The sequence below is a fragment of the Psychrobacter sp. MF31 genome (assembly GCF_012847335.1).
Lineage (GTDB): Bacteria > Pseudomonadota > Gammaproteobacteria > Pseudomonadales > Moraxellaceae > Psychrobacter.
Genome location: NZ_JABBDX010000001.1, coordinates 641,299 through 653,846, shown reverse-complemented (window position 1 = coordinate 653,846; position 12,548 = coordinate 641,299). Strand labels below are relative to the sequence as shown.

11 protein-coding genes are annotated in these 12,548 nt (G+C 43.8%); 5 read left to right on the top strand and 6 right to left on the bottom strand.

Annotation, left to right across the window (positions count from 1 at the left end):
- The first annotated feature begins 146 nt into the window (after positions 1-146).
- The 5 genes from leuC to HF322_RS02765 all read left to right on the top strand — a co-directional run bounded on the left by leuC (position 147) and on the right by HF322_RS02765 (position 5,774).
- Positions 147-1,565 carry a 3-isopropylmalate dehydratase large subunit gene (gene leuC, locus HF322_RS02785; RefSeq protein ID WP_169391843.1) on the top strand — a complete coding sequence of 473 codons (1,419 nt, stop codon included), beginning with the start codon at positions 147-149 and terminating at the stop codon, positions 1,563-1,565.
- A 24-nt stretch (positions 1,566-1,589) separates the two neighbouring features.
- Positions 1,590-2,240: a 3-isopropylmalate dehydratase small subunit gene (leuD, locus tag HF322_RS02780; RefSeq protein ID WP_169391842.1), complete on the top strand. Its 651-nt coding sequence runs from the start codon at positions 1,590-1,592 to the stop codon at positions 2,238-2,240.
- A 151-nt stretch (positions 2,241-2,391) separates the two neighbouring features.
- The gene (locus HF322_RS02775; protein WP_169391841.1) at positions 2,392-3,087 is read left to right on the top strand and encodes a hypothetical protein; all 696 of its coding nucleotides are present in this window, start codon (positions 2,392-2,394) and stop codon (positions 3,085-3,087) included.
- Positions 3,088-3,128: 41 nt separating this feature from the next.
- Positions 3,129-4,235, top strand: coding sequence for a 3-isopropylmalate dehydrogenase (gene leuB, locus HF322_RS02770; protein WP_169391840.1), 1,107 nt, complete (start codon positions 3,129-3,131; stop codon positions 4,233-4,235).
- Positions 4,236-4,523: 288 nt separating this feature from the next.
- On the top strand, positions 4,524-5,774 hold the full coding sequence (locus HF322_RS02765; protein WP_169391839.1) for a L,D-transpeptidase family protein: 1,251 nt from the start codon (positions 4,524-4,526) through the stop codon (positions 5,772-5,774).
- 112 nt (positions 5,775-5,886) lie between these two features.
- Here the strand turns inward: HF322_RS02765 and infA are convergent, their stop codons facing one another.
- From infA to queA, 6 genes are all read right to left on the bottom strand, one after another.
- The gene (infA, locus tag HF322_RS02760) at positions 5,887-6,111 is read right to left on the bottom strand and encodes a translation initiation factor IF-1 (RefSeq protein ID WP_169391838.1); all 225 of its coding nucleotides are present in this window, start codon (positions 6,109-6,111) and stop codon (positions 5,887-5,889) included.
- Positions 6,112-6,219: 108 nt separating this feature from the next.
- Positions 6,220-7,041 carry a tRNA pseudouridine(38-40) synthase TruA gene (gene truA, locus HF322_RS02755; protein ID WP_169391977.1) on the bottom strand — a complete coding sequence of 274 codons (822 nt, stop codon included), beginning with the start codon at positions 7,039-7,041 and terminating at the stop codon, positions 6,220-6,222.
- 88 nt (positions 7,042-7,129) lie between these two features.
- Entirely contained in the window at positions 7,130-8,212 is a 1,083-nt protein-coding gene (locus tag HF322_RS02750) for an asparaginase (protein ID WP_169391837.1), read from the bottom strand.
- 105 nt (positions 8,213-8,317) lie between these two features.
- Entirely contained in the window at positions 8,318-9,961 is a 1,644-nt protein-coding gene (locus HF322_RS02745) for a FimV/HubP family polar landmark protein (RefSeq protein ID WP_169391836.1), read from the bottom strand.
- 113 nt (positions 9,962-10,074) lie between these two features.
- The gene (locus HF322_RS02740) at positions 10,075-11,136 is read right to left on the bottom strand and encodes a hypothetical protein (protein ID WP_169391835.1); all 1,062 of its coding nucleotides are present in this window, start codon (positions 11,134-11,136) and stop codon (positions 10,075-10,077) included.
- A gap of 176 nt (positions 11,137-11,312) precedes the next feature.
- On the bottom strand, positions 11,313-12,488 hold the full coding sequence (gene queA / locus HF322_RS02735; RefSeq protein WP_169391834.1) for a tRNA preQ1(34) S-adenosylmethionine ribosyltransferase-isomerase QueA: 1,176 nt from the start codon (positions 12,486-12,488) through the stop codon (positions 11,313-11,315).
- Positions 12,489-12,548 lie beyond the last annotated feature (60 nt).

The window sequence follows — 12,548 nt, the reverse complement described above, 5'->3', positions numbered from 1 at the left end:
ATTATCGAGGATAAACGCTGTAATGCTCATGATGATGAAAGGTTGCGATAGCATTAGAAAATCAATACTATTGCCCCGATATACCTTTTATGACATTTATTAAGATGATTGTAATCAGCCAACCGCTACCAAATAAGGACAGCACTATGACCGGTCAAACGTTATACGACAAACTTTGGAACGCTCACGAAGTCAGCAAACGTGATGATGGCTCAAGCCTCATTTATATTGACCGTCATCTGCTCCATGAAGTCACAAGCCCGCAAGCTTTTGAAGGTCTTGAGCTTGCTGATCGTAAGCCTTGGCGATTATCAGCCAACATTGCAAGCCCAGATCATAATGTACCAACGGTCACCCGTGAGCGTGCTGAGGGCGTCTCAGGAATTAAAGATGAAGTGTCGCGCTTGCAAGTAGTTACTTTAGATGACAACTGCGCTAAATTTGATATTGCTGAATTTACCATTAATGACTCACGCCAAGGGATTTTGCATGTGGTGGGTCCTGAGCAAGGTTTGGTATTGCCAGGGATGACCGTGGTTTGTGGTGACTCGCATACGGCAACTCACGGCGCGCTTGGCTGCTTAGCGCATGGTATTGGGACTTCAGAAGTTGAGCATGTTCTTGCGACTCAATGCTTGGTCGCCAAAAAAATGAAAAATATGCAAATCCGTGTTAACGGTGAGCTTGGTGCAGGCGTGACCCCAAAAGATGTCGTTCTTGCCATTATTGCTAAAATTGGCACCGCAGGCGGAACAGGTTACGCCGTTGAATTTGCCGGAAAAGTGTTTGAAGACATGAGCATGGAAGGTCGGATGACCGTCTGTAACATGGCAATTGAGGCGGGCGCTCGTGTGGGCATGGTTGCCGTTGACGACACTACCATTGATTATGTCAAAGGTCGCCCTTACGCACCAACGAGCGAGCAGTGGGCACAAGCGGAGGAGTACTGGCGAACGCTTTATTCAGACTCAGATGCAGTTTTTGATACCGTGATTGAACTGGATGGCAGCCAAATCGCCCCGCAAGTGTCTTGGGGAACATCGCCTGAAATGGTTGTTGATGTTACCGAAACTGTGCCAACGCCTGATAAAGCGTCGGACGCTGCCCAAAAAGAAGGTTGGGAGCGCGCTTATACCTATATGGGATTAACCGCCGGTCAAAAAATTACCGATATTAAGCTTGATCGTATTTTTATTGGCTCATGTACCAACTCACGGATTGAAGATTTGCGAGATGCGGCGGCGGTGATTAAAGGTCGCAAAGTCGCGGACAACATTAAAGAAGCGATTGTCGTTGCAGGGTCGGGTCAAGTTAAGTTGCAAGCCGAAGCTGAAGGCTTAGACAAGCTATTTACTGAAGCGGGCTTTGAATGGCGCGAGCCAGGCTGCTCGATGTGCTTGGCGATGAACGCTGACAAGCTTGAGCCAAAAGAGCACTGCGCTTCAACCTCAAACCGTAACTTTGAAGGTCGTCAAGGTAACGGCGGTCGAACGCATTTGGTCAGTCCTGCGATGGCAGCCGCCGCCGCTTTAGCCGGTCATTTCGTTGACGTCCGCGACTTTTAATCAAAGGATAAATAAGGAAAAATTATGCAAGCTTATACTACCCAAACTGGTCTTGTTTGTCCGCTTGATCGCTCAAACGTTGACACTGACCAAATCATTCCCAAGCAGTTTTTAAAATCAATCAAGCGTACTGGCTTTGGGGTGAATTTATTTGACGATTGGCGCTATCTTGATGAAGGCTTCCCCGGTCAAGACCATTCCAGCCGTCCAATCAACCCAGATTTTGTGCTCAATTCGCCGCGCTATCAAGGTGCAACCATTTTACTTGCCCGCAAAAACTTTGGCTGTGGCTCAAGCCGCGAACATGCGCCTTGGGCATTGTCCGAGTACGGCTTTCGAACGGTGATTGCGCCAAGTTTTGCCGATATTTTTTATAACAACTGCTTTAAAAACGGCATGTTACCGATCGTATTAAGCGAAGAGATCGTTGACAAACTTATGAAAGCCGCGCTTGCTATAGAAGGCTATACCTTAACTGCTGATCTTGAACGTCAAGTGGTCATCACCCCTGACGGCGAAGAGTTTGGCTTTGACGTTGATGCTTTTCGAAAGCACTGCTTATTAAACGGTCTTGATGACATTGGTTTAACTTTGCAGCACAGTGATGCCATCAAAGATTATGAAGCCCAAATGCGCCAAAAAACGCCATGGATTTTTAATGATGTTCGCGCCTAGTTCATCCTCAAAGAACTGCCAATAGCGGACTTAAAAAGCGCTTTTATGGAGAATAAAAACCGCTGAGATATTGGCAATCATTGAGTTATGACGGCTAACTGGCTAAAATGAGCCGTAGATATTTTCTTTGACTAAAACAGTAGCCGTCATTATGAATAAAACATGTTATGCTCGATCAGCAAGCCTATTATTTGGCGCAAGTTTAGTGTTATCAGGCTGTCAGCTACTATCAGAGCCCGTTGCAACAAAAAATGCACCGGTTCTTGAAACTGGCTCCGGAAAAATTTATCCGGTCAAAGGTGAGGTGAATATTGCCTGTTCGGGAACGTATCATTGCGAGATTTTGCAGATTGATAACATTCCGATCATTAATAAAGACTCTCATCGACCTGCCAACCTTAATATGGTGGCGCCAGCGGTGAGCAAGTCAGCAAATGGTCAACCCGTGATGGTTCCTGAGCTTTTAAATAGCAGTTCGATAAAAGTGGTGCCGCTGTTTGCCTCTAACATGAAAGGTTTAGTGAACTATTATGTTCGCTTGAAGCCAGCGAAGCGTGAAGTTCACGTGAATTTTTATCCTGAAAATAACGTGGATTACGTTGAGCGCTTTGCCATGATTCATGAGTTTAATGACTCAGGAACTTACCAGCTTAAAGCTTACCGCAAAAAAAGCCCGCAAGCTTCAGGAAGCCTTCTTGATAATGCCTCTCCTGACCCTTTATGTATTGATTTGCTGCAAAACAATCAAATCAAGCGCCGATTTTGCAAACAGCTTGACACTCAGCACCAAGGTGAATTTGTTGAGGCGGAGTTAACTCAAAAAGCTTCTGCCAAAGCAAAAGTTTAAGCTCAAATTTATTTACTATTTAATTACCAACAAGGACACGTATGGCAACCGTATTAACTCTCGCAGGCGATGGCATTGGCCCTGAAATTATGACCCAAGCCATCAATGTGCTAACTGCTGTCAATGACAAGTTTAATTTAGGATTGACGCTTGAGTCTGGACTGATTGGCGGCGCTGCAATTGATGCTAAAGGCTCACCATTGCCAGACGACACCTTGGCTCAAGCAAAAGCGGCTGATGCTGTGCTTTTAGGCGCAGTTGGTGGTCCCAAATGGGATGCGATTGAGCGCAGCCTTCGCCCTGAGCGCGGTTTGCTTAAAATTAGAAGCGAGCTTGGCTTGTTTGCCAACCTTCGCGTTGCCAAACTTTACCCGCAGCTTGCCAATGCCTCAAGCCTTAAAGCTGAAGTGATTAAAGGTCTTGATTTGCTTATCGTTCGCGAATTGACCGGCGGTATTTATTTCGGTGAACCGCGTGGCATCCGAACCTTGGAAAATGGTGAACAGCAAGGCTTTAACACCATGGTTTATAAAACTAGCGAGATTGAACGTATTGGAAAAGTGGCGTTTGAGCTTGCCCAAACTCGCGCTAAAGCGTCAGGAACGCCTGCGAAAGTTTGCTCTGTGGACAAAGCCAATGTGTTAGAGGTTACCGAGCTTTGGAAGCAGACCATGATTGAGCTGCAAAATGATCACTACAGCGATGTTGAGCTGTCGCATATGTATGTTGATAACGCAGCAATGCAGCTGCTTCGAGCGCCAAAGCAGTTCGACGTGATGGTAACGGGCAACTTGTTTGGCGATATTTTGTCCGACGAAGCGGCGATGTTGACCGGTTCTATTGGCATGTTGCCTTCAGCAAGCTTGGATGAAAGCGGCAAGGGCATGTACGAGCCTTGTCATGGCTCAGCGCCTGATATTGCCGGTCAAGATAAAGCCAATCCGCTTGCCACCATTTTATCCGTTGCTATGATGCTACGGTATACTTTTAAACAAGAAGATGCCGCGCTTGCCATTGAACAAGCTGTCAGCGACGTTCTTGATGATGGTTTGCGAACGCTTGATATTTTAGATAAAAATGAAAGTGGCTTGACGCAAGTGGGCTGTAAGCAAATGGGTGAAGCCGTTCTTGCTAAACTTGCCTCATAGTTTTAAATGGGATTATTAAATTTACTGTGAATAAGGCTTTTTAACAGTTTTTTTAATAACTAGCCGATTTTGATAAGGTGCCATAAGCTGATCGTCAGTTTATGGCATTTTTTAATTTGAGCGCGTCTATTAACACATTTGCTGTATGAATGCCCACTTATTAACATAAAATGATCACAAGATCACCGAAGGCTATGCCATGATAGCGGCATTATAAAATAACAAATAAAATTTCATTAAATAAAAAATGACAACTAAAAAAGCATAAAAATAATTGAGGAGATCGTTATGCCTGCAAAAACTAACCTTCACAGCGCCCTTGCCGCTGCTGGATTATCCACACTGCTGTTTGTCAGTCAAGGCAGTCAAGCTGCGGACAGTATTAAGCAAATGCTGGCAAGCGTTGATTCAGCACAAAATACTTATAAAAAAGCCGCTATGGATGTGACCGTGAAGGACGCGCAAAACGTTGCCAAAACGTCAGAATTAAGCGCATTAAAAGAGCCAACTGCTCAAACGGTAACTAGCCCGTCTGCTCACCAAACAGACGCCTCAGACATCAGTCCGGTGACCACCGCGCCTTATCAAACCTCAAGCAGCAAAACATCAGGAGCTAATGCGCGCTTTTTACCGACCATCAGTTATACCACCGACAATTTATCTCAAGTCGCAAAACAGGTCAACGCGGCTGATTGGGGCAAAACTAAGACATTAAATCGAGCAACCGGAACCAAGATTCAAGCGCTACTCAACTGGCATCAAAATGGCGTTGGCGCGGTCGATGGCTACTGGGGCAAAAATACACAAAAAGCCATGCAAGCCTTTCAAAAGGCAAATAACTTGACGATCAGCGATCAGTTAAACGAAGAAACGTGGAAAGCGTTAACTCAAGACAGCAAGCTTGTTGCTCAGCCCGTTTTGGTCAATTATAAATTGACGGACAATGATGTATTTATTAAGACGGCAACCATTCCTGAAACCGCAGAAGAAAAAGCCAAGCTTGAAGGTATGTATTACCAAAGTGTGATTGAAGGCTTATCCGAAAAATTTCACATGACCCAAAGCTATTTAAAAGCGCTTAACCCAAACAGCAGCTTTAAATCAGGGGATATCATCACTGTTTATAACCCGGGCTCACCGATCAATAAAGCCGTGAGCCGCGTCGTTGCTGATAAATCTACCCAAACGCTTTATGCTTATGATGATAAAAATACATTGATCGCCAGCTATCCGACGACGGTTGGCAGTACTGCAACGCCATCACCAAGCGGAACGCATACGGTGAGCGTGAAGGTTCACGAGCCAAATTATACGTTTACTAAAGAGGATGGCAGCAAACTTATCATTCCACCAGGACCTAACAATCCGGTAGGTCTTGTTTGGATTGGCTTGAGTAAACCCTCTTATGGGATTCATGGTTCGCCCGATCCTGAACGCATCAGCCGTCAAGCTTCGGCAGGCTGCGTTCGCTTAACCAATTGGGATGCGTTAGCGCTGCTTGGCGTGATTCAAAATGGGGCAACGGTAGAATTTAAATAGTAAAGATTTAATAAGCCTACCAAAAAAATACCGCTAATAAAGCGGTATTTTTTTATCATCTGCCCAATGAATTAATACTAAAGGCAGTCGGTGCGGTTAAGCCAAATAAGACTTAGTTTTTGCCGCGATAGGTGATGCGACCTTTTGATAAATCATAAGGCGTCATCTCAACCTTTACTTTATCGCCCGTTAAAATGCGGATGTAGTGTTTGCGCATTTTTCCTGAAATGTGAGCAATGATCTCGTGACCGTTTTCTAAACGGACTTTAAATAGGGTATTTGGCAAAGTGTCGATGACCTCGCCTTCAAATTCAATAATATCGTCTTTTTTGGCCATAATTTATATCAATCAATGGAAAATAAGCCAATATTATACGCAACATTGACCCTCAAAGCAACAAAATAACTGATTTTTGCTTGACAGCCTTATCGTGATGGTGTTATGTCAATTGGGTAAATTCAGCCAAATTGGCGTCAAGGGCAATGACGGCAGTAGGGACTGGAACTCGTTTGGATAATAAGCATTAATAAAATAAAGCCCATCTCCTGATGCTGTTGGCGGCGCGATGGTTCGATCTTTTTTAGCTAAGATCGATAAAAAGTCTGAAGGTACAAGCTCATGCTTACCAATTGCAATCAGCGTTCCCATTAAATTTCGAACCATATGATGCAAAAAGCCATCCGCTTGAATGTCAAAAACGATAAAGGCACCGTGGGCAAAAAGCTTGGCGTGACTGACTGTTCGTACAGGCTGATTTGACTGGCAAGCGGCGGCGCGAAAGCTGGTGAAATCATGCGTGCCTTCAATGGCGGCGGCAGCTTCTTGCATTGCAGCTAAATCAAGTGGTTCATGAATGTGGGTGACTTGATGATTAAGAAGGGCAGGGCGTGTGGTTTGGTTTAAAATGATGTAGCGATATCGGCGAGAAATGGCCTTAAATCTGGCATGAAAATCGCTTGGCATCGGGCAAATCCAGCGAACGGCAATGTCATCGGGCAATAGGCTATTGATACCGCGAAGCCAGTTATAAGGCGCTCGATAAGCGTGGGTGGTAAAATGCGCAATCATATTTCCCGCATGAACGCTGGCATCCGTTCGCCCCGCAGCAACCACCTCAACCGGCTCATTGGCTACTGAGCTTATGGCATTTTCAACCATCTCTTGAATGCTAATCACCTCTTTTTGCCGTTGCCAACCGCGATAGCGCGTCCCTAAAAACTCAATAGCAAGGGCAAGGTTGTAAACAGGGGCGCTATCGGTATTCATATTGACTTTATTTTCAATGACTTGGCTTGACATTATGGTTCGCAATTGATAATAGGTTGAGCTATTTTACAAGGTTTGTAATGATAAATCAGCGATTTTTATGAGTGGCAGTTTTTTGATTGACGCTAAATTGCCAACGTTGCCGCCGGCGCGCTGGGGAATCAAAGCGCAGCAGCAGCCAAAGCAGCCGAGCATAAATAGCGGCTATGGTTAACCTGCCACCGCTCATCACATGATGATCATATTGCCAACTTCCTGCCGCATAGCTGTCACTCACGCCGCCAAAAGGACATTGACTTGCGGCAATGACCAATTGACCTTGCTGATAAGCGTCATCTAAGGCGGCGGCTAATTCTGCTGAAAAAGGCAGATTGCCTGCGCCAAACCCTAATAAAATAATAGCGCAATTGGGATGATTACTGATTGCTTTAAGCTGAGTGATCATCGCTTTAGGGTCATTTGGAACGCAATATAAAGCAAAAATTGCGGCGTCTTTTGCGCGATCCTGAATCATGCTTAATTGCGCTTGTTGATCCTCAATCCAATGCTGAAGTCGCGCTTGAGGGATGGCTTTAACATAGCTGTTGGCAGGATAAGCGGCGCGAAAATGACCAGTAAATGCCATAAAGTCATGGCTGTGGATTTTTTGAACGGTTTGCGCCGGCCAAGTCTCCTCGCCAAAGCTGATCATCACCCCCGGATCAAACGAGGAGGCTTGCTGCAGTGCCGTTGATAAGTTTCCCCAAGCATCGGACGTTTCATCAACACAATAACTTTGAATATTGCTTGAATCTAGTAGCGGTCGCATACTTCCGGTGACCACAATTTTAATATCAGATCCTGCAAAGGCTTCGGCTAAAAATGCGCCCAAATAACTGAGCGTATCCGTGCCAGAGATCAGCACAAAGCGTTTGGTTCCTGACGCATAAGCCGTCAAAATCAGCTGATAAAAATGCACAAAATCCTGAGCGTCCAACTGACTGCTGTCTTTAATTAAGGGGTTATCAAGCCAAGAAATCGTTGCAGTGTTATGTTCAGGATTCTGGCTTAGCAACTCTTGTAAAATTGGTAAAAATTGCTTTGCAGGAAGTGGCGCTAAAGGCTTTCCATAACTGCCAAAGGTGCCACCTGCGTAAATCAGTGCGATAGGTTGAGAAAGCGTCGGAGTCATTACTTAAAGCTCCTCATTAAAAGGTCTGGTTATTAAATAAAAACAAGCATTTTAATCCCTTAAAATGCTTGCTGATTAATTTTTCATTAATAGTCAAATAAACCGTTAAGCTGTTTTATCAAGCAGTGCTTGGGCTTGCTGCTGCTGTTGACGGTCACCTTCATTAAGAACTTCATTCAATAAGCGCTTAGCACTATCGTATTCACCCAATTCTAAATACTGCTCTGCCAATTCTAAAGTGATTTGTTGATGGTTAAGCTCATTAACTAAAGCAAAATCTGTCGAAAATTGCGGGTTTAAATGGACAGTAGAGACAACTGGCTGAGTCTGGCTTTCTTCTTGCTCGATAAAGGCTTCGCTTTTAGGAGCTGAGCTATCAACGTTAAATGAGAAGTTATCAAGCGGCGTCTCATCATCAAATAAGAGTTCAGGAGCCTCTGTTTGGGACGTCAAAGCTTGCTGAGTTTGCTCATAATTATTAGCAGCTGGTGCTTCTTCATGATTAAAGTTGGCTTCTTCAAGACCAAACATTGCAAAATCATCATCGTCGCTGAGCGTTAAGTCCTCTTTAGCAGGCGTTGATTCGTTAAGTGTTTCTTCTTTTGCAATCAACTCAGGGTTGCTATTTTGAAAATCGTCTAAATTTTCTGAGCCATCAAAGCTTTCACTAAGAAGCTGATCTAATTCTGCATCTAAATCTAAGTCATCGAGCTCTAAAGCAAAATCATCTGAAGTGTCACTAAGGTTTGATTGAGCAGCGGTGTTTTCTACAGCTTGATCAGGCTTTGTTTCATCTAAGTCAAGTGCCAAATCAAAATCAAAGTCTGCATCGTCTTCTTTTTGAGCCAGTTCTTGATGGCTTAGTTCAGTTTGAATTGCTTTTTCAGGTGTTGCTGAATCGCGATCAAAATCAAAATCATCGAAGGTTAATTCAGGCTCAGTTAAAGCGGATTGCTGATTTTCTAAGCTAAGCGCTAAAGGATCTTGAGAAACGTTTTGATCGGCAACAACGACATCCTCAGAAATATTATTGGTCGCAGCAAACGGTTCTAACTCAAGATCTGAAGCTTCTAAATCCTCAAGGGTTAAATCAAAAGCGTCATTTGCTAAAGGCTTTTGCTCTTCAATAATTGTATCGTCGATATTAGGTGCAACGGTTTCAATTTGGGATTCAGTGGCAGCATTAACAGTACCAATAGATTGTTGAGTTAACGGCTCATGGCGTGTAGCATATTTTCTTTTTTCAGCTTCTAAGTCAAAGTCGAGACTTTCAAATTCAGGCTGGGACGCTTCAGTATTTTGGGCAGCGCTATGATTAAATCCTTGCTCAGCATCAAATAAACCCTTAAGTTGCTGAGCTTCATGAATCGTTGCCGGATCGGCTTGTTTTGTGATGGTTTGATAGGTGTTATAAAATTCTACCGTTTGTTTGGTCAAGGCATAGACATTAAGCAATTTTAGCCAAAGTTGATGGTCATTCGGGGTAGTTTTTAAGCCGCGCTCAAGTGTCTCAATCGCTCGATCATAACGCTGCTGGTCAATAAATCGCTGAGCAACAGTCAAATCATCAAATTTGGTTGCTGTGGTCTGATTTGCCGCAGGAGCCGACTGAGAGGTGGGGTGAGCAGCGCGAAAATCATCACTCGGCTTTGATAGCGTGGGAGCTTGCGCTTTATTTTTTTTCAAAATCACAACGGCAATAACGGCGACAATCACCAATCCCACAATGATATAGAGTATATTGTTCATGAAAATTCCAAATCTATGATGATAAGTTATTGCATTGATATTCGATCAAGCGAGTTATTTGCTTTATTAATAGGGATTACCGCGTAACAGTTTACTTTTTTTGATTTGATCACCTAATTTACTTTGGCGCTGATTTCATTTTTCGCCGTCACCAAAGTATCCTCATCAGTGATTGCTGAATATTTTACAGCGCGTTGATAATAGGAATTTTGATGAATGGTAAGGGTATCTTGCGTTTTTGCAGCCGTATTCAGATCAAGAGAAACCACGGTATTAGAAATCATAGTATTAGCGCTCAGTTTATCATCATTTGGTGCTAGTTTTTTAACGGGGACGTCTAATTGAGTTGAAGATTGGCTATTTTTTTTCAGATTTTTTAAATGGTGATCAGCTTTGAGCGCTGATGATTTAGCTTGTGCCAAAAGTTGCTTTGATAATAAATCTTGATCTGACTTTGCAATTAACTGAGCCTCTTTTGCTAAATTAGCTGAGGTTGCATGAAGCGGCTTTGTCTTAACACTAGCATCGATCGGCAATTCCAATTCTGGCATCATATTAGCAGGCAACACAGTCAGTGGTATTGCGATTGGAGTCACTGATTTTGCGTTAATAATTTCAGAACGGTTTGTTAAATTAGCCGTTGGTTGAGAGCTTGGCGGAAACAATGGTGGTGGTACTTCATTGCGGACAAGTAAAGGCTGAGATTGCAATACCGTTTCAGTCATTGGTGCAATATCAGCAGCAAATGGCGTAGTTGATAATGCCAAACTGTCTTTTAAAGGCATTAGCAGTGTTTTTGGAATAATTTTTTGTTGACCTTGATTATTAATCGCTAAAACCACATCAGTAAATTGCGCATTTATTGGCTTTTGGGTTTGGATTAAGACAGTTCCTGCCGTTTTTGAGGTGGCAGAAAAGCTAACGGTCATCGCACGATTTTGGCTAAGCCCCATAGTTTGATAAAGCTGAGCATCTGCCAATTGAACATTAAAAGTTGCCGAGTCAATATCAGAGATTGCCATGCTAGCAAAAAGTGGCTCATCTTGATGTGACTGAATCAGTGTTTGCCCAAAGCTCATTGCCGAAGCGGGGACAATTGGCAAAATCGATAATCCTGCAAAAAAAACGCTTATAGCCAAGCGATTGATGGGAAAAAAAGAAGATTGCCAAGTCATGTCAAGCCTTTGATTTACTAACTCAATGAGTTGCCATTGATCCGAGGATAAAAGCCATTAAATAATAATGGCGCAAATTAGCAAAGCGCATTGCCAATCGCGCAATTATATTTACTATGCAGTTATAGCAAAATCTGCTAAAGTTTACCAGTTTATTTCGCAGTTATTGTTTTTCTTTACAAGGACTCAGATGCCCTTTCTAACAGCATCGCATCGCCATAGCTAAAAAAGCGGTACTGATTGTTGATTGCGTGTTGATAGGCGTTTTCCATAACATTTTTGCCAGAAAATGCTGAAACGAGCATCAATAGCGTTGATTTTGGCAAATGAAAGTTGGTAATTAAGCTGTCAATAACGCCAAAGCGAAATCCAGGGTAAATAAAAATATCGGTATCGCCTGACCAAGCGCTAAGCGGCGCGCCATTAATCGCCGTTTTTTGAAAGGCAGATTCTAAAACGCGGGTCACGGTGGTGCCAACGGCAATGACGCGACCGCCATTGGCATGAGTTTGGTTAATCAAATCGGCAGTAGCTTGCGGGAGATGCGCAAACTCACTGTGCATGGTGTGCTCAAGTAAATTGTCCGTTTTGACGGGCGCAAACGTTCCTGCGCCCACATGCAAGGTCACAAAAGCGGTCTGAATGCCTTTATCTTTAAGCGCTTGCAAGATGCTTTCATCAAAATGCAGGCTTGCGGTGGGCGCAGCAACACTTGCCAATTTGGATGGGTCGTGAAAGACCGTTTGATAGCGCTCATTGTCCACCGCATCGGCGTGGCGCTCAAAGTAAGGCGGAATCGGCAACTCGCCAAAGCGTTCTAAATCCGGCAAAATTGGCTTTCGAAACGCCAAAATAAATAAATTGTCTTGGCGACCGACCATCACCGCTTGCATTTCGCCACCGGCAAGCTCAAGTTGTTGACCAAGCTTTGGCGCTTTACTGGCTTTGACATGGCAAAGCGCTAAAAATGGAAACTCGTTTGACATTGAGATATTTGCGCTGGCAAGTTGGCTTGCCTCCTCAACAATGCGTTCAACCAAAACTTCGATTTTGCCGCCGGTGTTTTTTTGCCCAAACAAGCGTGCTTTCATAACTTTGGTGTCATTAAAGACGATTAAATCGCCGCGATTGAGCAAACTTGGCAATTGCTGAAAGCTAAAATCTTGTGGCAATCCTGCCTTTGCGCCAGTTGAGGCAACGTAAAGCAATTTGGATGCTGAGCGCGACTCAAGCGGATAGCGTGCAATCAGCGATTCGGGCAAGTCATAATCGTAATCGTCAACGCTTAAATAAGGCTCAGGCGTTGTTGGCAAAGGTTTTGATTGAAGGGTTTCGTTTGGGTGGGTGGTCATAACAGGTAAATCGTTCGTTAATAATTTTGCCGTTAGTTTAGCAGAAATTGGCAAAGTAAA

Coding starts and splice junctions, on each gene's coding strand:
- leuC (WP_169391843.1), top strand. CDS start 147: ATGACCGGTCAAACGTTATACGACAAACTTTGGAACGCTCACGAAGTC.
- HF322_RS02745 (WP_169391836.1), bottom strand. CDS start 9,961: ATGAACAATATACTCTATATCATTGTGGGATTGGTGATTGTCGCCGTT.
- HF322_RS02775 (WP_169391841.1), top strand. CDS start 2,392: ATGAATAAAACATGTTATGCTCGATCAGCAAGCCTATTATTTGGCGCA.
- HF322_RS02740 (WP_169391835.1), bottom strand. CDS start 11,136: ATGACTTGGCAATCTTCTTTTTTTCCCATCAATCGCTTGGCTATAAGC.
- truA (WP_169391977.1), bottom strand. CDS start 7,041: ATGAATACCGATAGCGCCCCTGTTTACAACCTTGCCCTTGCTATTGAG.
- infA (WP_169391838.1), bottom strand. CDS start 6,111: ATGGCCAAAAAAGACGATATTATTGAATTTGAAGGCGAGGTCATCGAC.
- HF322_RS02765 (WP_169391839.1), top strand. CDS start 4,524: ATGCCTGCAAAAACTAACCTTCACAGCGCCCTTGCCGCTGCTGGATTA.
- leuD (WP_169391842.1), top strand. CDS start 1,590: ATGCAAGCTTATACTACCCAAACTGGTCTTGTTTGTCCGCTTGATCGC.
- queA (WP_169391834.1), bottom strand. CDS start 12,488: ATGACCACCCACCCAAACGAAACCCTTCAATCAAAACCTTTGCCAACA.
- HF322_RS02750 (WP_169391837.1), bottom strand. CDS start 8,212: ATGACTCCGACGCTTTCTCAACCTATCGCACTGATTTACGCAGGTGGC.
- leuB (WP_169391840.1), top strand. CDS start 3,129: ATGGCAACCGTATTAACTCTCGCAGGCGATGGCATTGGCCCTGAAATT.